Source organism: Pantoea sp. RIT-PI-b (assembly GCF_001187905.1).
GTDB lineage: Bacteria > Pseudomonadota > Gammaproteobacteria > Enterobacterales > Enterobacteriaceae > Pantoea > Pantoea nemavictus.
Genome location: NZ_LGIS01000014.1, coordinates 522,987 through 543,224 on the forward strand (window position 1 = coordinate 522,987; position 20,238 = coordinate 543,224).

Annotated in this window: 22 protein-coding genes; 16 read left to right on the forward strand and 6 right to left on the reverse strand. The window is 47.8% G+C overall.

Annotated features, from left to right (window positions below):
* The first annotated feature begins 1 nt into the window (after position 1).
* The 9 genes from lpxA (at position 2) to AC790_RS08790 (ending at position 11,681) form a co-directional block, all read left to right on the forward strand.
* Positions 2–790, forward strand: a complete 789-nt coding sequence (gene lpxA / locus AC790_RS08750) for an acyl-ACP--UDP-N-acetylglucosamine O-acyltransferase (protein ID WP_007893926.1) — start codon at positions 2–4, stop codon at positions 788–790.
* A 3-nt stretch (positions 791–793) separates the two neighbouring features.
* Positions 794–1,942 carry a lipid-A-disaccharide synthase gene (gene lpxB, locus AC790_RS08755; RefSeq protein ID WP_007893927.1) on the forward strand — a complete coding sequence of 383 codons (1,149 nt, stop codon included), beginning with the start codon at positions 794–796 and terminating at the stop codon, positions 1,940–1,942.
* Positions 1,935–2,561 (forward strand): ribonuclease HII, encoded by a 627-nt coding sequence (gene rnhB, locus AC790_RS08760; protein ID WP_049851496.1) that lies wholly within the window; start codon positions 1,935–1,937, stop codon positions 2,559–2,561. The genes lpxB and rnhB overlap by 8 nt, the downstream gene beginning before the upstream one ends.
* Before the next feature lie 31 nt (positions 2,562–2,592).
* A complete protein-coding gene (gene dnaE / locus AC790_RS08765; RefSeq protein WP_007893933.1) occupies positions 2,593–6,075 on the forward strand; it encodes a DNA polymerase III subunit alpha in 3,483 nt (1,160 codons plus the stop codon).
* Between the two features lie 12 nt (positions 6,076–6,087).
* On the forward strand, positions 6,088–7,047 hold the full coding sequence (gene accA / locus AC790_RS08770; protein WP_049851497.1) for an acetyl-CoA carboxylase carboxyl transferase subunit alpha: 960 nt from the start codon (positions 6,088–6,090) through the stop codon (positions 7,045–7,047).
* Positions 7,048–7,386: 339 nt separating this feature from the next.
* Positions 7,387–9,537 (forward strand): lysine decarboxylase LdcC, encoded by a 2,151-nt coding sequence (locus AC790_RS08775; RefSeq protein ID WP_049851498.1) that lies wholly within the window; start codon positions 7,387–7,389, stop codon positions 9,535–9,537.
* A 75-nt stretch (positions 9,538–9,612) separates the two neighbouring features.
* Complete coding sequence (locus AC790_RS08780) at positions 9,613–10,002, forward strand: VOC family protein (protein WP_007893941.1); 390 nt, start codon at positions 9,613–9,615, stop codon at positions 10,000–10,002.
* A 54-nt stretch (positions 10,003–10,056) separates the two neighbouring features.
* Positions 10,057–11,358: a tRNA lysidine(34) synthetase TilS gene (gene tilS / locus AC790_RS08785; protein ID WP_049851499.1), complete on the forward strand. Its 1,302-nt coding sequence runs from the start codon at positions 10,057–10,059 to the stop codon at positions 11,356–11,358.
* Positions 11,359–11,372: 14 nt separating this feature from the next.
* Entirely contained in the window at positions 11,373–11,681 is a 309-nt protein-coding gene (locus AC790_RS08790; RefSeq protein WP_049851500.1) for a cytochrome c, read from the forward strand.
* Between the two features lie 39 nt (positions 11,682–11,720).
* Here AC790_RS08790 and rof read toward each other — a convergent pair whose 3' ends face one another.
* Positions 11,721–11,981 (reverse strand): Rho-binding antiterminator, encoded by a 261-nt coding sequence (gene rof, locus AC790_RS08795; RefSeq protein WP_049851501.1) that lies wholly within the window; start codon positions 11,979–11,981, stop codon positions 11,721–11,723.
* 575 nt (positions 11,982–12,556) lie between these two features.
* Here rof and AC790_RS24875 point away from each other — a divergent pair.
* The 5 genes from AC790_RS24875 to AC790_RS08815 all read left to right on the forward strand — a co-directional run bounded on the left by AC790_RS24875 (position 12,557) and on the right by AC790_RS08815 (position 15,671).
* Complete coding sequence (locus AC790_RS24875; protein ID WP_161804874.1) at positions 12,557–12,709, forward strand: hypothetical protein; 153 nt, start codon at positions 12,557–12,559, stop codon at positions 12,707–12,709.
* Between the two features lie 45 nt (positions 12,710–12,754).
* Positions 12,755–13,231, forward strand: a complete 477-nt coding sequence (locus AC790_RS08800) for an HNH endonuclease (protein WP_049851502.1) — start codon at positions 12,755–12,757, stop codon at positions 13,229–13,231.
* Between the two features lie 92 nt (positions 13,232–13,323).
* Entirely contained in the window at positions 13,324–13,839 is a 516-nt protein-coding gene (locus tag AC790_RS08805) for a hypothetical protein (protein ID WP_049851503.1), read from the forward strand.
* 1,032 nt (positions 13,840–14,871) lie between these two features.
* On the forward strand, positions 14,872–15,381 hold the full coding sequence (locus AC790_RS08810; protein WP_049851504.1) for a hypothetical protein: 510 nt from the start codon (positions 14,872–14,874) through the stop codon (positions 15,379–15,381).
* Positions 15,382–15,413: 32 nt separating this feature from the next.
* The gene (locus tag AC790_RS08815) at positions 15,414–15,671 is read left to right on the forward strand and encodes a hypothetical protein (protein WP_049851505.1); all 258 of its coding nucleotides are present in this window, start codon (positions 15,414–15,416) and stop codon (positions 15,669–15,671) included.
* A gap of 32 nt (positions 15,672–15,703) precedes the next feature.
* Here the strand turns inward: AC790_RS08815 and AC790_RS24145 are convergent, their stop codons facing one another.
* Positions 15,704–16,516: a chaperonin gene (locus AC790_RS24145; RefSeq protein ID WP_072093404.1), complete on the reverse strand. Its 813-nt coding sequence runs from the start codon at positions 16,514–16,516 to the stop codon at positions 15,704–15,706.
* 9 nt (positions 16,517–16,525) lie between these two features.
* Positions 16,526–17,185: a hypothetical protein gene (locus AC790_RS08820; protein ID WP_152929120.1), complete on the reverse strand. Its 660-nt coding sequence runs from the start codon at positions 17,183–17,185 to the stop codon at positions 16,526–16,528.
* Positions 17,186–17,534: 349 nt separating this feature from the next.
* Between AC790_RS08820 and AC790_RS08830 the strand changes: the two genes are divergently transcribed.
* A complete protein-coding gene (locus AC790_RS08830; RefSeq protein WP_049851508.1) occupies positions 17,535–17,732 on the forward strand; it encodes a hypothetical protein in 198 nt (65 codons plus the stop codon).
* A gap of 83 nt (positions 17,733–17,815) precedes the next feature.
* Here AC790_RS08830 and AC790_RS08835 read toward each other — a convergent pair whose 3' ends face one another.
* From AC790_RS08835 to AC790_RS08840, 3 genes are all read right to left on the reverse strand, one after another.
* Positions 17,816–18,094, reverse strand: a complete 279-nt coding sequence (locus AC790_RS08835; RefSeq protein ID WP_049851509.1) for a hypothetical protein — start codon at positions 18,092–18,094, stop codon at positions 17,816–17,818.
* 300 nt (positions 18,095–18,394) lie between these two features.
* Positions 18,395–19,075: a hypothetical protein gene (locus AC790_RS24690; RefSeq protein WP_072093405.1), complete on the reverse strand. Its 681-nt coding sequence runs from the start codon at positions 19,073–19,075 to the stop codon at positions 18,395–18,397.
* Between the two features lie 77 nt (positions 19,076–19,152).
* Positions 19,153–19,482, reverse strand: a complete 330-nt coding sequence (locus tag AC790_RS08840; protein WP_049851510.1) for a hypothetical protein — start codon at positions 19,480–19,482, stop codon at positions 19,153–19,155.
* A 209-nt stretch (positions 19,483–19,691) separates the two neighbouring features.
* On the opposite strand from AC790_RS08840, the gene AC790_RS08845 reads away from it, so the two are divergent.
* Positions 19,692–20,228 (forward strand): hypothetical protein, encoded by a 537-nt coding sequence (locus AC790_RS08845; protein WP_161804875.1) that lies wholly within the window; start codon positions 19,692–19,694, stop codon positions 20,226–20,228.
* The last annotated feature ends 10 nt before the right edge of the window (positions 20,229–20,238 follow it).

The window sequence follows — 20,238 nt, forward strand, 5'->3', positions numbered from 1 at the left end:
AGTGATTGATTCAACCGCCAATATTCATCCCAGTTCAGTTATTGAAGAAGGTGCCATTATCGGTGCCAATGTTCATATCGGCCCGTTCTGCTTTATCGGTGCCCACGTGGAAATTGGTGAAGGTACCGTACTCAAATCACACGTGGTGGTGAACGGCCATACGCGTATCGGCAAAGATAATCAGATCTACCAGTTCGCTTCCATCGGTGAAGTTAACCAGGATCTGAAATATGCTGGCGAACCGACGCGCGTTGAAATTGGCGATCGCAACCGCATCCGCGAGAGCGTCACGATTCATCGTGGTACCACCCAGGGCGGCAATGTGACCAAAGTCGGCAGCGATAACCTGCTGATGGTTAATGCGCACATTGCCCATGACTGCGTGATCGGCAATCGCTGCATTTTTGCCAATAATGCCACGCTGGGCGGTCACGTAACCGTTGATGATTTCGCTATTATTGGCGGCATGACAGCGGTACATCAGTGGTGCACCATTGGTGCGCATGTGATGGTTGGCGGTTGTTCAGGTGTCGCGCAGGATGTGCCGCCTTACGTTATTGCACAGGGTAACCATGCAACGCCGTACGGTATTAACATCGAAGGTCTGAAGCGTCGCGGCTTTAGCAAAGAAGCGCTGCATGCCATTCGCAACGCGTACAAACTGCTGTACCGCAGCGGCAAAACGCTGGATGAAGTGAAACCAGAGATTGAAGAGCTGGCGAAGCAACACAGCGAAGTACAGCCTTTCTATGATTTCTTTGCCCGTTCAACGCGTGGATTGATTCGTTAATCCATGTCAGCGCGTCCCCTCACGATTGCCCTGGTCGCCGGAGAAACCTCCGGCGATATTCTTGGTGCAGGTCTCATCCGTGCGTTAAAAGCGCGTCATCCCAATGCACGCTTTGTTGGCGTGGCTGGCCCGCTGATGCAGGCCGAAGGCTGTGAAGCCTGGTACGAGATGGAAGAGCTGGCGGTGATGGGTATCGTCGAAGTGCTAGGCCGCTTGCGCCGCTTGCTTAAAATTCGTCACGACCTCACGCAGCGCTTTACCGAACTCAAGCCGGATGTCTTCGTTGGCATTGATGCGCCGGATTTCAACATTACGTTGGAAGGCAGCCTCAAGCGCCAAGGCATTCGCACTATTCATTACGTCAGCCCTTCGGTTTGGGCGTGGCGTCAAAAACGCGTGTTTAAAATCGGCCGTAATACCAATTTGGTGCTGGCCTTTTTGCCGTTTGAAAAAGCATTCTACGATCGCTTCAACGTGCCGTGCCGCTTTATTGGCCATACCATGGCCGATGCGATGCCGTTACAGCCTGATAAACTGGCGGCGCGCCGCGAGTTAGGCATAGCCGAAGAGGCGATTTGCCTCGGCTTATTGCCCGGCAGTCGCGGTGCAGAAGTTGAAATGCTCAGCGCCGATTTCCTGCGCGCTGCCCAACTTTTGCGTCAGCGCTATCCAACGCTGGAAATCGTGGTGCCGCTGGTCAATGCCAAACGTCGCGAACAGTTTGAGCAGATCAAAGCTGAGGTGGCGCCGGAACTGCCGATGCATTTGCTGGATGGCAAAGGCCGCCAGGCGATGCTGGCCAGTGACGCGGCTATTCTTGCGTCTGGCACCGCCGCGCTGGAGTGTATGCTGGCGAAATGCCCGATGGTAGTGGGCTATCGTATGAAGCCGTTTACCTTCTGGCTGGCCAAACGTTTGGTGAAAACGCCGTATGTTTCGCTGCCGAATCTGCTGGCTGGTCGCGAACTGGTGAAAGAGCTGCTGCAGGACGAGTGCCAGCCTGAAGCTTTAGCTGCGGCGTTAGAACCCTTGCTGCACGCCGGGCCTGAGCGCGAAGCGTTACTGAACACCTTCACCGAACTGCATCAACAGATTCGCTGGAATGCCGACGAACAAGCGGCGGATGCGGTACTGGAGATCATCAATGGCTGAATTTATCTATCCCAACGCGCAGCGGATTGCCGGCGTTGATGAAGTTGGGCGCGGCCCGCTGGTTGGTGCCGTTGTCACTGCTGCGGTGATCCTCGATCCTGCCAATCCTATTGCAGGCCTGGCCGACTCAAAAAAGTTGTCAGAGAAGCGTCGTCTGGCGTTGTATGACGAGATCAAAGAGAAGGCGTTGGCCTGGAGCCTTGGCCGTGCTGGACCTGAAGAGATCGATCAGCTCAATATTTTGCACGCTACCATGTTAGCGATGCAGCGCGCGGTGGCAGGTTTACCCGTTGCGCCAGACTTCGTACTGATCGATGGCAACCGTTGCCCAGCATTGCCGATGCCTTCGCTGGCAGTGGTGAAAGGCGATAGCCTGGTGAAAGAGATCAGTGCGGCCTCGATTATCGCTAAAGTGACGCGCGATCGGGAAATGGCCGCGCTGGATCTGCTATTCCCTGAATATGGCTTCGCGCAGCACAAAGGTTATCCGACTGCTTTGCATATGGAAAAGCTAACGCAGCACGGTGCCACACCTCACCATCGTCGCAGCTTTGCGCCGGTGCGTAACGCCCTGATTGATGCCGATGTGCGGGCTGCACATCAGCCAACTACGCTTTAATAGCCTGACGCTGTTTTAACCGGAAACTGATATGGCTGAACCTCGTTTTATACATCTGCGCGTCCATAGCGATTACTCCATGGTTGATGGTCTGGCGAAAACCGGACCTTTAGTCAAGAAGGCGGCCGCGCTTGGCATGCCAGCGATTGCCATGACCGACTACATCAACCTGTGTGGGTTGGTGCGTTTTTACGGCAGCGCGCACGGAGCGGGGATTAAGCCGATTGTGGGGGCTGACTTCCACGTCGCCAGTGAACTGATGGGTGACGAGCTGACGCAACTCACCGTGCTGGCCGCGAATAACACCGGTTATCAAAACCTGACGCTGCTGATTTCACGTGCCTATCAGCGCGGTTATGGCATCGATGGGCCGATCATCGATCGTGACTGGCTGCTGGAATTAGGCGAAGGTTTGATTCTGCTGTCGGGTGGACGCCGCGGTGATGTTGGTCGTAGCCTGCTGCGCGGCAATAGCGCCATGGTGGCGCAGTGTTTGAGCTTCTATCAGGAACACTTCCCTAATCGCTATTACCTCGAGCTCATCCGCACCGGTCGTGCTGATGAGGAAGCTTATCTGCACGCTGCGGTTGAGTTAGCGATCGCCGAAGGCGTGCCGGTGGTGGCCACTAACGAAGTGTGCTTCCTGAATGAAGAAGATTTTGATGCGCATGAAATCCGCGTCGCAATTCATGACGGCTATACGCTGGATGATCCTAAGCGCCCGCGCAATTACAGTCCTCAGCAATATATGCGCAGTGAAGAGGAGATGTGCGAGCTGTTCTCGGACATCCCGGAAGCGCTGGAAAATAGCGTAGAGATTGCTAAGCGCTGTAACGTAACCGTGCGCCTCGGCGAATATTTCCTGCCACAGTTCCCCACCGGTGAGATGAGCACCGAAGACTTCCTCGTGGCGAAGTCACGTGAAGGTCTGGAAGAGCGTATGGAATTTCTCTTCCCGGATCCGGCGGAGCGCGCTGAGAAACGCGTGGAATATGATGAACGTCTGGATATTGAACTCACCGTAATCAACCAGATGGGCTTCCCCGGCTACTTCCTGATCGTGATGGAGTTTATTCAGTGGTCCAAGGATAACGGCATCCCCGTGGGTCCTGGCCGCGGCTCGGGTGCGGGCTCGCTGGTGGCGTATGCGCTGAAGATTACCGATATTGATCCGCTGGAGTTTGACCTGCTGTTCGAACGCTTCCTTAATCCAGAACGTGTGTCGATGCCCGACTTCGACGTCGACTTCTGCATGGAGAAGCGCGATCAGGTTATCGATCACGTTGCCGAGATGTACGGACGTGAAGCGGTATCGCAGATCATCACCTTCGGTACCATGGCGGCGAAAGCGGTAATCCGCGATGTGGGACGCGTGTTGGGTCATCCGTATGGTTTCGTCGATCGTATCTCCAAACTGATCCCGCCGGATCCGGGCATGACGCTGGAAAAAGCCTTCCTGGCTGAACCGCAGCTGCCGGAGATCTACGAGGCAGACGAAGAGGTTAAAGCGCTGATCGACATGGCGCGCAAGCTGGAAGGTGTCACGCGTAACGCCGGTAAACATGCCGGTGGTGTGGTGATCTCGCCAACCAAAATTACCGATTTTGCGCCGCTGTACTGCGATGAAAACGGACAGTTCCCGGTTACCCAGTTTGATAAGAATGACGTGGAATACGCCGGGCTGGTGAAGTTTGACTTCCTCGGCTTGCGTACGCTCACCATCATCGACTGGGCGCTGAAGATGATTAACCCGCGCCGTGAAAAGCAGGGTTTGCCGCCGATCGATATCGCTGCCATCCCGCTGGATGACAAGAAAAGCTTCGACATGCTGCAGCGCTCGGAAACCACCGCAGTGTTCCAGCTTGAATCGCGCGGCATGAAAGATCTGATCAAACGTCTGAAGCCTGACTGCTTCGAAGATATGATCGCTCTGGTGGCATTGTTCCGTCCGGGCCCACTGCAATCGGGCATGGTAGATAACTTCATCGACCGTAAGCACGGCCGCGAAGAGATCTCCTATCCGGATATTCAGTGGCAGCACGAAACCCTGAAACCGGTACTGGAGCCGACCTACGGCATTATCCTGTATCAGGAACAGGTGATGCAGATCGCGCAGGTGCTGTCCGGCTATACGCTGGGTGGCGCAGATATGTTGCGTCGTGCGATGGGTAAAAAGAAACCAGAAGAGATGGCGAAGCAGCGTTCGGTATTCCAGGACGGTGCGGAGAAGATGGGCGTCGATGGCGAACTGTCGATGAAAATCTTCGATCTGGTGGAGAAGTTCGCCGGTTATGGCTTTAACAAGTCGCACTCCGCCGCTTACGCCCTGGTTTCCTATCAAACGCTGTGGCTGAAAGCGCACTATCCGGCAGAGTTTATGGCGGCGGTAATGACCGCCGATATGGATAACACCGAGAAAGTGGTTGGACTGGTCGATGAGTGCTGGCGTATGGGCCTTAAAGTGCTGCCGCCGGACATCAACTCAGGTTTGTATCCGTTCCACGTCAATGACGAAGGCGAGATCGTTTACGGCATTGGCGCGATTAAAGGCGTGGGCGAAGGTCCGATCGAAGCGATCATTGATGCGCGTAACGAGGGCGGCTACTTCAAAGAGCTGTTCGATCTCTGTGCGCGCACTGACACCAAGAAGATCAACCGTCGCGTGATGGAAAAACTGATCATGTCGGGCGCGTTCGATCGTCTGGGTCCGCATCGTGCAGCATTGATGAGTGCGCTTGGCGATGCATTAAAAGCCGCCGATCAGCACGCTAAAGCCGAAGCCATTGGCCAGGCCGATATGTTTGGTGTGCTGGCGGAAGAGCCGGAGCAGGTTGAGAAATCCTACGCCAGCATTACGCCATGGCCGGAACAAGTTCAGTTGGATGGCGAACGTGAGACGCTTGGCCTGTATCTCACCGGCCATCCTATTAATCAGTATTTGAAAGAAATTGAGCGTTACGTTGGCGGCATGCGGCTGAAAGACATGCATCCAACAGATCGTGGTAAAGTAACCGTCGCGGCGGGGCTGGTGATTGCCGCCCGCGTGATGGTCACCAAGCGCGGCAACCGAATTGGTATTTGTACGATTGACGATCGTTCTGGTCGTCTTGAAGTGATGTTATTTACCGATGCGTTAGATAAATACCAGCAGTTGCTGGAGAAGGACCGTATCCTGATCGTCAGTGGACAGGTCAGCTTTGATGACTTTAGCGGTGGCCTTAAAATGACCGCTCGAGAAGTTATGGACATCGACGAAGCGCGGGAAAAATACGCGCGCGGACTTGCTATCTCGCTGACGGACAGGCAAATTGATGACCAGCTTTTAAACCGTCTCCGCCAGTCTCTGGAGCCTCATCGCTCCGGGACCATTCCGGTGCATCTCTACTATCAGAGAGCCGATGCGCGAGCGAAGCTACGCTTTGGTGCAGCGTGGCGAATTTCGCCTAGCGATCGTTTACTCAACGATTTGCGGTCGTTAGTAGGATCGGAGCAGGTGGAACTGGAGTTTGACTAAAACAGGAACATTATGAGTCTTAATTACCTGGATTTTGAACAGCCAATCGCAGAGCTTGAAGCGAAAATCGACTCGTTAAAATCGATTGGCCGTTCGGATGAGAAACACGATATTAATTTGGATGAGGAAGTGCAGCGCCTGCGCGAAAAAAGCGTTGAGCTGACCCGTAAAATCTTCTCCGATTTAGGCGCCTGGCAAGTGGCGCAACTTGCGCGTCATCCGCTGCGTCCTTATACACTGGACTATATCCGCAACGCGTTTGATGATTTCGACGAACTGGCTGGCGACCGCGCTTATGCCGATGATAAAGCGATTGTCGGTGGTATTGCACGTCTCGACGGCCGCCCGGTGATGATCATTGGTCATCAGAAAGGTCGCGAAACCAAAGAGAAAATCCGTCGTAACTTCGGCATGCCGGCACCGGAAGGCTATCGCAAAGCGCTGCGCCTGATGGAAATGGCGGAACGTTTCAAGATGCCGCTGATCACCTTTATCGACACGCCGGGTGCGTATCCGGGCGTCGGTGCAGAAGAGCGCGGTCAGTCTGAAGCGATCGCTCGCAACCTGCGTGAAATGTCTGGCCTGAAAATTCCGGTGATTTGTACCGTAATCGGCGAAGGCGGTTCCGGTGGGGCGTTGGCCATCGGCGTGGGCGACAAAGTGAACATGCTGCAGTACAGCACCTATTCAGTGATTTCACCGGAAGGTTGTGCGTCGATTCTGTGGAAAAGCGCCGATAAAGCGCCATTGGCCGCAGAAGCGATGGGCATCACCGCTGAACGTCTGAAAGAGCTGAAGCTGATTGATTCCATCGTTCCAGAACCGCTGGGGGGTGCACATCGTCATCCGCTGGATATCGCTGCCAGTCTGAAGCAGCAGCTGTTGGCTGATCTGGCCGATCTCGATGTGTTGAGCACCGAAGAGTTGCTTAACCGTCGCTATCAGCGCCTGATGAACTACGGCTACGCGTGATAAGCAATGCTGCATAAGAAGAAGCGGACTTCGGTCCGCTTTTTTTATGCCTGTTAATGGGTGAATTCGCATTGGTCGCCATTAATGGCGAGCCGACACACTTGCAGCAATAAAAATGTCGGAAGGGTCAGGAAAGGCCAGTCCGAAGAGCAAAGCGTCCGAGCCAGGATGGCGAGGCCGATCAAAATGGATGCAGGCCTTCTTTGCGATCGGGCTGGCCTTTCCTGGCCTCAGCCGCCAGCCGCCAGCGATGTAACTTAACAGCAGAGCATTCCAGGTTTATCCACGTCCGCTTTTCGCTATCCTTATTCAGTGCCACAACACCACAGGAGGTGAGCATTGAATATTATTGCGATCATGGGACCGCACGGCGCTTTCTATAAAGATGAGCCTATTCGCGAACTGGACGCCACACTCAAGCTGCAAGGCTTCCAGACCGTCTACCCCAATAATGCCAGCGACCTGCTGAAGTTGATTGAACACAATCCGCGCATCTGCGGGGTGATTTTTGACTGGGACGATTACAGTCTGTCGTTGTGTAGCGATATCAATCAGCTCAACGAATATCTGCCGCTGTATGCCTTCATCAACACCCATTCGCAAATGGATGTCAGCATCAACGAGATGCGCATGGCGCTGCACTTCTTTGAGTATGCCCTAAGCGCCGCCGATGACATCGCGCTGCATATTCGGCAATACACCGATGAGTACATCGACAACATCACACCGCCGCTGACCAAAGCGTTGTTCAATTATGTGAAAGAGGGCAAATACACTTTCTGCACGCCAGGTCACATGGGCGGTAGCGCCTTTCAGAAGAGCCCGGTTGGCAGCCTGTTTTACGACTTCTTCGGCTCGAACACCTTAAAGGCGGACGTTTCGATCTCGGTGACAGAACTGGGTTCGTTGCTCGATCACACCGGCCCGCACCTGGAAGCGGAAGAGTATGTCGCGCGTACCTTTGGTGCAGAGCAAAGTTACATGGTGACCAACGGCACCTCGACCTCGAACAAAATCGTCGGCATGTACGCGGCTCCCGCCGGCAGCACGGTATTGATTGACCGTAACTGCCATAAATCGCTGACCCATTTACTGATGATGAGCGACATCATTCCGATTTGGCTCAAGCCGACGCGAAATGCGCTGGGAATTCTCGGCGGTATTCCGCAGCGTGAATTTACGCGCGACAATATTCAGCAAAAGGTTAACGCTACGCCGCGCGCCAGCTGGCCGGTGCATGCAGTCATCACTAACTCGACTTACGACGGCCTGCTGTATAACACGCAGTTCATCAAGCAGACGCTGGATGTGCCCTCAATCCACTTTGATTCAGCGTGGGTGCCTTACACCAACTTCCATCCGATCTACGCCGGAAAAAGCGGCATGAGTGGCGATCGTACTCCAGGCAAAGTGATCTATGAAACGCAATCAACCCACAAGCTGCTGGCGGCATTTTCACAGGCCTCGCTAATTCACATCAAAGGCGATTACGACGAGCACACCTTCAACGAAGCCTACATGATGCACACCACCACATCGCCAAGCTATGCGATCGTGTCATCGATTGAAACGGCGGCAGCGATGTTGCGCGGTAATCCGGGTAAGCGACTGATTAACCGCTCGGTCGAACGCGCGCTGCATTTCCGCCGTGAGATTCAGCGCTTGCGTGAAGAGTCCGACGGCTGGTTCTTTGATATCTGGCAGCCGGAGCAGGTTGATCAAGCTGAATGCTGGCCGATCCAGCCGGGCGAAGAGGATTGGCACGGTTTCACCCATGCCGATCGCGATCACATGTACCTCGATCCGATCAAAGTCACCATCCTGACGCCGGGCATGAGTGAACTGGGTAACATGGCGGAAGAGGGGATTCCAGCCGCGCTGGTGGCGAAGTTCCTCGATCAGCGCGGTATCGTGGTGGAGAAAACCGGGCCCTACAATCTGCTGTTCCTCTTCAGCATCGGTATCGATAAAACCAAAGCGATGAGCGTGTTGCGCGGGTTGACGGAATTTAAGCGTGCCTACGATCTCAACCTGCGGGTGAAAAACATGCTGCCGGATCTGTATGCCGAAGATCCTGACTTCTATCGCAACATGCGCATTCAGACGCTGGCGCAGGGCATTCATCAACTGATCCTGCAGCACGATTTGCCGCGCCTGATGTTGAAGGCGTTCGACGTGCTGCCGGAGATGAAGATGACGCCGCATCAGGCGTTTCAGCGCCAGGTAAAAGGCCAGGTTGAAACCGTTGATATTCGTGAGTTGGTGGGGCGCATTTCGGCCAATATGATTTTGCCGTATCCGCCGGGCGTACCGGTGGTGATGCCGGGTGAGATGATCACCGAAGAGAGCCGTTCAGTACTCGATTTTCTGCTGATGCTCTGCACCATTGGTCGCCACTATCCCGGCTTCGAAACCGATATTCACGGCGCGACGCTGACCGAAGATGGCCGCTATCTGGTGCGCGTGTTGCGTGATGAAGACGATTGCTAACTTAGGATAATCCCCCCTTTCCATCGCCGCTTATGCCACGTAGGGTAAGCGGCTTATGTGAAAAACGGAGCCGCTATGCTGCAGATAAAACAGATCCACCACATTGCCATTATTGCCACCGATTATCAGCGCAGTAAGGCGTTTTACTGTGATGTGCTGGGTTTTGAACTTTTGGGTGAATATTACCGCGCCGAGCGCGATTCCTGGAAAGGCGATCTTGGGTTGAACGGAGTTTACACCATCGAGCTGTTCTCGTTCCCGTCGCCGCCGCCACGTGTCAGCGGACCGGAAGCCTGCGGTCTGCGCCATCTGGCGTTTTGTGTTGAGGATGTCGCGCAGTCGATAGCCGCGCTAGCGGAGAAGGGCGTGACCTGTGAACCGATTCGTATCGATGCGTTAACCGGCAAAGCCTGCACCTTCTTCCCCGATCCGGACGGTTTGCCGCTGGAGCTGTATCAGGCGTAAACTAGCGTCCGCCGCGAGCCGCAATTCGGTGGCTCGCCTGGACGGAACGCGCTCATGTCTTTATCTCATCTTGCTTCGCTGCTGACACCCGACGCTGGCTATGTGCTGGCGTTCAGCGGCGGACTTGACTCTACCGTGCTGCTGCATCAATTGGTTTGCTGGCAACGTCAGCAGCCGCAGCTGCGTGTGCGCGCGTTACATATTCATCATGGCTTAAGCCCCAATGCTGATCGCTGGGCGCAACATTGTCAGCAGATTTGCATGCAGTGGCAGATTCCTTGTGCGGTTCTGCAGGTGCAGGTTGATGGGCGCGATAGCGGTATTGAAGCGGCGGCCCGCGAGGCACGCTATCAAGCGCTGTTTCAGCAGCTACAACCCGGTGAGCACTTACTCACTGCGCAGCACCTCGACGATCAGGCGGAAACGCTGCTGCTGGCATTAAAACGCGGCAGCGGACCGGCGGGTTTGGCGGCGATGCCGCTGCAGCGCAGCGTTGACGATCGTCTGCATCTGCGCCCGTTGCTCGACGTCAGCCGTCAGCAGTTGGAAAACTATGCTGCCGAGCACCAGCTCAGCTGGATTGAGGATGAAAGCAACGCCGATAGCCGCTATGACCGCAACTTCTTGCGCCAGCAGGTTTTTCCGCTGCTGCAGGCGCGCTGGCCACATTTCAGTGCCGCTAGCGCACGCAGTGCAGCACTCTGTGGCGAGCAGGAGCAACTGCTGGATGAGTTGCTGGCTGAACAGCTGATACAGCTTACCGATGCACAGGGCGCACTGCATTTTCCCCCGTTACTCGACATGAGTGAAGCGCGCCGCCATGCGCTGTTGCGCCGCTGGATCGCTCAACAGGGCGGCGCGATGCCTGCGCGCGAAGCGCTCAAACGTATCACCGATGAAGTCATTAACAGTCGGGATGATGCTAAACCTTGTCTGCGCTTCGGCGCTTTTGAACTGCGACGCTATCGCCAGCAACTCTACTGGCTCAGGCCGCAGCCATCCCTGAGTCAGCACTCGCTAACCTGGCAAGACCGCAGCCAGCCACTCGATTTACCGGCTGGTGTAGGCATGCTGCAGGCTAACGGCGAGATTGCTGAGTTACGTCACCCTAATGCGGATGAAGAGATCAATATTCGCTTCAGGGCGCAAGGCTATTATCACCTGCTGGGTCGCGCGGGTGGCCGAGAGATGAAGAAGCTGTGGCAAGAGTTGGGCGTTGCGCCCTGGCAGCGTGAACGTATCCCCTTGATTTACTACAACCAGACGTTAATTTGCGCGCCGGGACTGTTTATCACCCGGGAAGGCGCGGCTGGCAATGCGCAAGGCTGGCAGGCGATCTGGCTACCACAACAATAAAATGGAGAGCAATGATGAAGTATTTGATTGCCGCGCTTTTATGCGCTGCGACGCTGCCGGCGTTTGCCGACGGTGATGTCAATGCCGGCGCGCAAAAAGCGGCAAGCTGCATGGCGTGTCACGGCGCGGAGGGCAAAAGCGCCGTGCCGCTTTATCCAAATCTCGCGGGACAACATGCGCCTTATCTGCTGCATTCACTGCAGGCCTACAAAAAAGGCGAACGCAGCGGCGGTCAGGCAGAAGTGATGAAAGCATTTGTGGCGGGATTGAGCGATCAGGATATGGAAGATTTGTCGGCGTATTACAGTTCGTTACAGCCTTAAGCGAGGGGGGCGGGATGGGATTCCCGCCCGAGAGAGGGTTTACTCTTCGCTAACGACGACGGTGCCCAGCTCCGGATGCGTGAAGCTGGCGATGTGGTCGAGCCGCACTTCGCGGGTCTCGCCGGAGAGATCGACGGTAAGGTACTCGACGTTTTTACGTGAGACCATGTCCACGGCTTTCGCCTTGAGCTGATCGCCGTTTTTTAACTCTAACGACAGCGTCCAGTTTTTTTGGCAGGCGAGTTCGAGGTTGTCGTAGTCATCGCAGTTGATGGGTTTGTAGGCTTCATTCGTCAACATAATGTCCTCACTTATAAGTAGCTATAAAATCAACCACTTAACAAAAATCACGTCTTTTTATGGCTTTATGCTCATAAAACCTATGCCTAGCCTGAGTGTACATGAAAACCCTTCAAACTTGCGATATACCTATAGTACCGATACGACATGTAGCACGCACTGGTACATTCTCAGATCCCTTTGACGATACTTCAACACGTTTTTTCTTAATTACTTTTACATGAAGTTATATCGTTTGAATACACGCAATACCTTATATCATTTTAAAAGTACTCAATATATAGAAGGTATTGAGTACTTCTTAATTTTCATGAAATGCCCTCATTATGTGGCCTATACTTAGGTTGTAAGATAAATATTCATGTCAATCTTTAGAGGAACATGAATATGATCATTCCCGCCATGCTTATCTTAATCTTTGCAGGTTTCCCCAAAGGGGCATTTGCAATATTTGCATTTTTCGTTGTTATGTGGCTCTTAGCACCGCCAAAAGATAAATAGAAATGTAGAAAGAATAATACACCTCACATGAGGTGCGTTTTTTGTCGTCAAAAATTTGAAAAAGGACATACCCAATGAGTGAAAAAGAACTCAAAGATATTCGCATGTCATTCAAGATGAATCAGAGGCAGTCAGATTATCTTGATGACATTGCGAAGAAGAAAGGTCTAACGAAAAGTGCAGCCTTACTATTAATAATAAACAAAGCACAGGCATTAAGCCTATAACGAAAATTTACTACAGGATGTAGTAATTCTATACAAGGAAGTAACATGAACATTTTATGGAAGCAAACACAATACAAAAATTTTGAAGTAAGTAATACAGGTTTGGTACGAAATACCAAAACAAAGAAAACATTCAACCCATCGCCCGGTACTAATGGGTATAAGAAGGTAACCCTATCATTAGGTAATGGGGTTAATATTACTAAAGAGGTACACAGATTAGTAGCAGAGACATTTAAACCAAATTCAACACGTGGCCTTGTAGTAGATCATATTGATGGCGATAAGCTTAACAATCATATTGATAATCTACAATGGATTTCACAGAAACAGAATTTAAAGAAAGCTAAACGAAAAGGTACTAACCAACCACGACTAACTCAAAGTCAGATAGATGAAATTGTGAAAATGCGTAATGCCGGTAAATCATTTATTCAAATCACAAAAGAATTGAATACAAAGTACTCGCGTTCTTCCCATCGGCAGACTTATACAAAAGCATATTACAAGGCAACTAAGTAAAAGAAAAGGTGAGGTATGTTAATGCATACCTCACCTCAAGGAAAATTAACTAAAGGATTATAATCCTATTTATATCTATAGGAATTTGAAAAATGACAAAGAAAAAAGAACCGGGAGAACTTAAGAAACGAGGACGCAAGGAAACCATATATAACAACGGTGATCTAAGTGCTCATCTCGCAGGGGTGACTATGATCAAGCATTTAACCAAAGAGGCTCAGGCCGTTCTACGCGAAACCGTGAAAGGGGAAGCCACTAACAAGAATAGTGACCGTGCATATAATACACGTAATATACTTTTTCTTGTAGGGCGTCTCAGTAAGGTATCTCAGAGCAGTATAAAGTACACGATTGAACATGATGATAAGTTCTCTCAGGACGAATACTCTGAAGCGAGTGTAAAGCAGTATAAGAAGGTTACGGTAGCGACTTGCAAGGCACTCTCAGAGCTTTGGCAATCAGGCGTACCAATCAGGGCAGACAAAGCAAAAAGCGGCTCAGAACACTACACGTTAAGCGAGATGGGACAGTTAAAGATGATGTTAGAAAGTTGCTGTACTAAAGACGATTTTGAAGTACTCGTAAAAAAATTTAGTGACCGTAATTAAGCTGGTAACTTTGGCTTAATTCGGGGTTCACCAGCTTAATTCGGGGTACTTTAGCTTAATTAAGGGTTATTGATGACTGTTTTGTACGTTTTTCACTTCAAAAATGCTCATTTATCGCACATTAAGGGTGTTTTTTATCTTATTTCGTGAGTTTCCCGAATTAGGATAACTATATTATATATTATAAATTCAGAAATAAGTGACTTACTGACTATTCAGTCTCAGAGAGACTAACTTCGCTTTGCTCGTCAGTCTCTATAAAACTCAATTGTTAGATCAGAACTCGCGTTTTTTCGGCAGTAAACTACCTCAAAGAACACCTTGTTCGTTTCCCGCTTTGCTCAATCAGTTAAGTACTGAAAACAAATAATTCGCTACGCTCACTATTGATCAATCGTCGCTTTGCTTCTCATGATCAATACAAATCGGATTTCTTGCGAATTCGTCAGTGAACTGACTCACTCGCGGCGTTCCGTTCTCGCTTTGTTCAGTCAGTTAAGTACTTCATGAAGTAAGTGTCGACACTACGTGCCTAAAGTATTCGTTTGTACTACCGCCTTACGGCTCTCGCTTCGCTCACGGGGAATCGGGCTATTAAAGCCCTTAGTACTAAAAGAAATCCGATCCAATAAACGTTGAACTTCAGTATTGATTTGCTATGAAAGGCTGGTTCACAAGGGAAGTACAAAAGTTAATAAGCTTTAGGTATGGGGGAGCAGTCTGAATTAACTCAAATTTTAGTGGGAAATTCTGTTTAAAATAGAAAGTGTTTGGATTTGTGGGATACAGGAAGGAAGTGCTGAGTGTTATTTGAACAGAGCTGAGGGTAAATTAACCCGCCCCTCAGGGTCTAATCTGAATTTATACCGAAACAACACGTCATAGGCAAATCAATTTACATGGATAGTACTGAGTGAAAATGCTTTTGTCAAGATTCGCCTATTTGCTCAAAGCATTTTGACCAGATAATATGACTCCATCGCAGCAACAATGCGAAATACAATTTACTGCAAACTTAATAAGGTAATAAAAATGACTACAGCAATTAACGCTAAAGTTATGGCATCCGTATGTCCAAAAGTAGAAGAGTACATTAAAAAGAATATGATTGGCTCTATGAGTACTTCAGTTGCCGTACAGAATATGGATGATAAAAACCAATCGAAATTGTATTTATGCGATAAAGATAGTGATGTTGGTACTTACCTGTTTTCATTTAACGAACAAGGTTCAGTACAAGTATCAGACTACTTTGAAGAAGATATTATATTTGGTACTTACGGATTATATGAAGGTACTAAGTTCAACAAAGACTTTGATCTAAACGTTAAGTTCAACAACATTGTATACTTCTTGGGTCTGTTACAACAAGAAAAGGCAAACATGTACATCTGCATTGATGACGACATGATTCAACATCAAGACCTTATCATGCGTAGAGGATGGACAGATCGACGCATTAAACAAGTGTTTGGCATCAAACCATACGAGTTTGGTGAACGTTGGTACTCGCTACTTGGAGTACTTAAAGAAGAGAAATAGTAGTGATTTTTGAATAATAAGTGAGGTGAAATATGCACATAAGTATTAAGAAAGGTATCCCATTTACTACTGTTGAAGTAAATGGGGATGAGTACTTTGTTTCATATGATTCTAAGACAAATATAGTAACAGGGGTAGTAAAAAAGCCCACAGACCCAATTGATAGCGGCACTTGTAATGTAGGTGGTGCTCAGGAATCGGTTAAGCCGGAAACTGAAATCATATTTGACCAAAATCAAAGTGATGGTGGAAACGAACTTTCCGATTTCATAATCAATACATTTTCCTGATTTATCCAAGTACCCAAGTTTAGCTTGGGTACTTATTTCCCATTTGAGGGGTAACTAACACAGGTATAGCCAGAGTTGAAAAGTACCATTGTGTTGCCTTTCAATGGTACAAATGGGAACGAAACATAATCAGAATTCCCCATTGAAACATTAAAATGTAAATTTCTATCATTAAGTTCTAATCTATTTGCTTGGGCAGGAAATGTACCTTCACCTTTAAATGTCACTAAGAATGATATTGGGAAGAAATGTATAGCACTGCATATGCAGTTATGGCCTTTATTGTGAAATAGTACATGGCGAGCGGTGATTTGTGCTCTTTTAGGGTAGAACCAATAGTAAAGATCATGAGTATCTTCAAAAGTCTCTGTTTCACCTAAAACGTACTTACGAAGAGGTGTGAAAAATGGGGTATCAACTAATGGTTCTTTGCACTCTTCAACAGATGATGCGGCAATCAAATGCCCAAGCATTGCCCTAGTGAATTCAACAGAATTGAACGGTACTTTTATATAGTTAGAAAGTGAACTTGCATAAGTTTGATATAATTTTAGTTGTTCAGTTAAGTTTTTAGTAACATCTGATATGAAATGATCTCTTGAGCCTAGTACTTCATTATTACATTGCTTACATATTGTCTTAAAGACCGTGCCTGAAACGGCATCTATAGGTTTGATAGAGTCATTACCCCACCATTCTGTAATGGTTTTTTGAAGCATGGGGGTAAGCGTGATAGCACTTTTAGGTGGTACATGATCCTTACTTAGCTTACCAAATTGGCCGCATATCAAACAATGCCCTTGTTCAATGCGTACATGTTTAATTCTTTCGCTGATAGAAGTCATATCTTTAACCTAGTTAGTTTTTATATGGTTAATTTCAAAGATCTGATCAAAAGGAAGAGCTAATTTATTACTAACCAACGTCTTCATTAAAGCATCTAATTCATCTTCCTTCCCTGGTTTTAGTGTCGAGTAAATTCTATCAGCTGTAGACCGAGATATAAGATGTTCATAGTGGACACACTGGCCCCAAGCCAAATTGCAATAACTTAATAAATCTTTAAAAGATGATTCTATCGATTCATTTTTGGCTTTTAATCCCCAGCGTGATGCCGATGTGAGATTATTATCAAGTTCAATGCATCGATAAGCTAAATCTTTAACCTTAATTTTTACAGAATTAAACTCATCTCTATTTTCTCTGTAGCTTGAGAGGTTTATTAAGTCATGATTTATTTTATGAATATTTGATAGGATTGAATCATATTCAGTTAGAAGAGACTTTCCTAAATTTATTGCTTCATTTTGTTTATGTGAATCGAACCATCTCAGTGCTTTGTACATTGCTACCATAGCTGCAAATGCCATCAGTATATTACAAGCAGCACTTATCCAATCCGAAAGATTGCCAATATCTTTCTTATAAGCACCTCCAATCACTAACCACAATGTAAGTACTAACAGTATCCCGATAGCAACTTCCTTGAAGACTTTCCACACCTTGCTAATCATGGTTTTATCCCTTAACCCAAAATTACCTAATATCACAAAATCATTGAATTTCATAGATCTATGATAAATACCTCATATAACTAATGAGGTGAAAACATGTTAAGAGTCGAATACAACTATAACGAAGGGAAGTACTACTTTCTCTACGTCACAGATGAGGTGCGTATCAGTACCGATAATCCTGATTCTCTCAATCTTGAATGCAGGGATGGTAGCACAGTGAAGATTCACTACGTATGGACGTATCTTGAACCTACCAAGGATGCTTTTTTTGCATTATCCCTTCTCACGCAACATACAGATGAAGTTGTGAACGCAGTTCAGATACTTAAGGCTTGTGGAGCTTGCTATGAAGATTGATACATTCAAGGTAGGTCGATTTGAGTTAAGGAATACTCAGGAAGGTATAAGGTATTTCATTGATGGAGAGCAAGTGCGATACGTTGAGCTGGCCTATGATAGCCCTGAACGCATCACACTTGATATTTTACAAGAGATTTATGATAGAGAATCCAACGATCTCAAGCTGAAGTGGGAAATGACATAATATTACTAAATTAGGGAGCGTTGCTTATCAAATTCAGATTATAAGTACCGTCACAATAAACTGTGACAGTGTATAAGTGATTTTCAATCGAACTTTTTTCGCAGAATATTTTTGATGATTGCTTTCCCTCGCATTACAAATTCCTCTTCAGTTTCGTTTTCTCTAACGACACCGATTTTTTTATCAAGTTCAATAATGAACTCTTCGCTTTTGACTACATCCATCATATCATTTACTAGCTTTTTTGCCTTGGAGTCATCATCGGTATGGAATGCTATTAATTGTCGAATTTCAGTTGCTTTGGTTGCAACTTTAGTTCCATTTAAGCTTGTTTTCAAAGCAAGCAATTTAGTCTTGTCCATTATGGTTTCCATTTTTTTTTGATTTATACATAACCCTCAAAAACTCTTCAAACAAATCAGCAACCAAATTATATAACTTAGCTTTGGTTTCTGGATTTAATGATTGAAAGAACTGAAAAATGGATAGAAAAATACTAATCAACTTACCTAACATGGTGCGAACCTCAGTTACTATAAGTCAATACAATATCGGCAAGTTGTAGAATACCTTTAGTGCTTAGTGTTACTATATTTTTTCTCGCCATGAACCATAACTACTGGTGGTTCTGCACAAACTTTCGGTGATTCATGGCGAGTCCTTCAGAACTGGCTAGTAGAGTCGAAACCTGACAGCACTGTATAGGTTATTGATGAATTGTCAGCTTTCACTACTTTGATACGAGCACCTTTATAGGTAACTGTATTACCTTCTGATGAATCAATCGTAAAGTCCGTTGTATAAGCTGAACGTGCCATATCATTGCTGAATTCGCGATATGTGAACTTCAGTACCCCACCTGCATTGCCATTGTATTCAATTGTTCTAACGAAAGAGTTTTCTTGCAAGCAAATTGCTTCAGGTAAGCGGGTGATTGATATCTCTTTTGATGAGTATGCGTAGCCGCCAGGAGGGGATACTGTATTTTTAACAGGATCGTAGGCTACATAGTTGAGTCGCAATGTTGGATTACCCGCTACATCCGTGAAGGTTACAGCACTTGGATTTTGTGTATTCTGGTAAAAATTATCGCCGATGTTGCAGTATGTACCTGCCGCAATGATGGAATAAGTTCCTTTTGCAAAACCTAACCGCAGAGCGTCAGCCTTGAACCCATTCGCAGACTTTATAACAGGATCACCCATGTATACAGTTGCTGTTTCTCCTACATGGGGTTTCAAAAACTCAGCGGATTTCAGGACGGTGCTTTTGGGGCCGGGTATACAGCCTACAAGAGCAGTAACCGCCAAAGTTATGTAGGTTATTCTGCGTAAAGAATGCATTTCATATCCCTATTAAAACATTTTGAAACATCCATTTTACGCCTTCTTGATAATGTGAGAACTACCAATATTAGTAGTCAAAACGGCAATTCCCCCTGCATATCACAGAATTCATCGAGATTGCCATTATGAGCATTGATCATGTCTTGCTGATGCCTGAACCAGCTATCAACATCATAGATTGATACTGGCTCATCCAATACAAACCAATATGCAGTGTGTGTAACCCTTCCAAACCAAAACATACGTTGACCATCAGCAGGTTTTGTCTCAACTAGCAATACTTCACCAGGTTCAATATGTGGCAGAAAAGCCCCAATCTGATGAAGTACGGTTACCCGCTCAGTAGTCCAGAAGTATTGAACCCCTGAAGTTTGTGCAGGATTAAACGTGTTTTTGTTGCCCATAGTAAATACCTCACGATATCTTTTACTGTAAGAATATACAGTGCCTGTGAGGGCTACAAGTATTTGCAGACTTAATTAATAAAAATGATCATTTTCAGTTAGTTAAGTTGATCATTGAGTGCTATCAGTACTTCCATTGATATCTAAAATGATCAAATATTGATCATCTATTCAAATCGGATATCAAAACAATGGATGGTTTTTGCACGGTGTTGCACACAGAAAATGGCAAGATCTTCGGCTTACAAATTGAAGGGCAGATTGAGAGTACTGAACGCTTCATTGAGCTGCTTCAGTTCATAGAAGGTAAGGCCAAGTACATAGAGCAGCATGATTTAGTGTTGGTAGTGCCTATAGGTTTTGGTATCGCTTCAGTACTAAGCCATGAAACGTACGTTAGCAAGTTACTCGATTCCTATCCATGCATACGCCTGATGATCTACGAGGATTTCCCAAACTTGATTGATGGATGTAAGAACCGGTTACTAAATCATTTATCAACACAGTACAGGCTATGGCTCGGTAATCTTGGTAGTGGTGCAAGAACCAATTTAGTAGCAGTGATGGAAGGGTGTTTCGACGGTTTAGTACTAGACGAGCGATTTACTCAAGGGAATAGGGACAAAGCAATCTTTCCGGCAGTAATTAACGAGGTGAGTAAATACACAAATACCTTGATTGTGCCCGGTATCAACACTGGCAGGTACAGATCTTTACGTCTGTGGCACATAGAACAATTAATGTAGGAACAATAAA

Excerpts from the sequence above, each read along its gene's own strand:
- lpxB (WP_007893927.1), top strand. The coding sequence starts at position 794 with ATGTCAGCGCGTCCCCTCACGATTGCCCTGGTCGCCGGAGAAACCTCC.
- rnhB (WP_049851496.1), top strand. The coding sequence starts at position 1,935 with ATGGCTGAATTTATCTATCCCAACGCGCAGCGGATTGCCGGCGTTGAT.
- dnaE (WP_007893933.1), top strand. The coding sequence starts at position 2,593 with ATGGCTGAACCTCGTTTTATACATCTGCGCGTCCATAGCGATTACTCC.
- accA (WP_049851497.1), top strand. The coding sequence starts at position 6,088 with ATGAGTCTTAATTACCTGGATTTTGAACAGCCAATCGCAGAGCTTGAA.
- AC790_RS08780 (WP_007893941.1), top strand. The coding sequence starts at position 9,613 with ATGCTGCAGATAAAACAGATCCACCACATTGCCATTATTGCCACCGAT.
- tilS (WP_049851499.1), top strand. The coding sequence starts at position 10,057 with ATGTCTTTATCTCATCTTGCTTCGCTGCTGACACCCGACGCTGGCTAT.
- AC790_RS08790 (WP_049851500.1), top strand. The coding sequence starts at position 11,373 with ATGAAGTATTTGATTGCCGCGCTTTTATGCGCTGCGACGCTGCCGGCG.
- rof (WP_049851501.1), bottom strand. The coding sequence starts at position 11,981 with ATGTTGACGAATGAAGCCTACAAACCCATCAACTGCGATGACTACGAC.
- AC790_RS24875 (WP_161804874.1), top strand. The coding sequence starts at position 12,557 with ATGAGTGAAAAAGAACTCAAAGATATTCGCATGTCATTCAAGATGAAT.
- AC790_RS08800 (WP_049851502.1), top strand. The coding sequence starts at position 12,755 with ATGAACATTTTATGGAAGCAAACACAATACAAAAATTTTGAAGTAAGT.
- AC790_RS08805 (WP_049851503.1), top strand. The coding sequence starts at position 13,324 with ATGACAAAGAAAAAAGAACCGGGAGAACTTAAGAAACGAGGACGCAAG.
- AC790_RS08810 (WP_049851504.1), top strand. The coding sequence starts at position 14,872 with ATGACTACAGCAATTAACGCTAAAGTTATGGCATCCGTATGTCCAAAA.
- AC790_RS08815 (WP_049851505.1), top strand. The coding sequence starts at position 15,414 with ATGCACATAAGTATTAAGAAAGGTATCCCATTTACTACTGTTGAAGTA.
- AC790_RS24145 (WP_072093404.1), bottom strand. The coding sequence starts at position 16,516 with ATGACTTCTATCAGCGAAAGAATTAAACATGTACGCATTGAACAAGGG.
- AC790_RS08820 (WP_152929120.1), bottom strand. The coding sequence starts at position 17,185 with ATGATTAGCAAGGTGTGGAAAGTCTTCAAGGAAGTTGCTATCGGGATA.
- AC790_RS08830 (WP_049851508.1), top strand. The coding sequence starts at position 17,535 with ATGAAGATTGATACATTCAAGGTAGGTCGATTTGAGTTAAGGAATACT.
- AC790_RS08835 (WP_049851509.1), bottom strand. The coding sequence starts at position 18,094 with ATGGACAAGACTAAATTGCTTGCTTTGAAAACAAGCTTAAATGGAACT.
- AC790_RS24690 (WP_072093405.1), bottom strand. The coding sequence starts at position 19,075 with ATGCATTCTTTACGCAGAATAACCTACATAACTTTGGCGGTTACTGCT.
- AC790_RS08840 (WP_049851510.1), bottom strand. The coding sequence starts at position 19,482 with ATGGGCAACAAAAACACGTTTAATCCTGCACAAACTTCAGGGGTTCAA.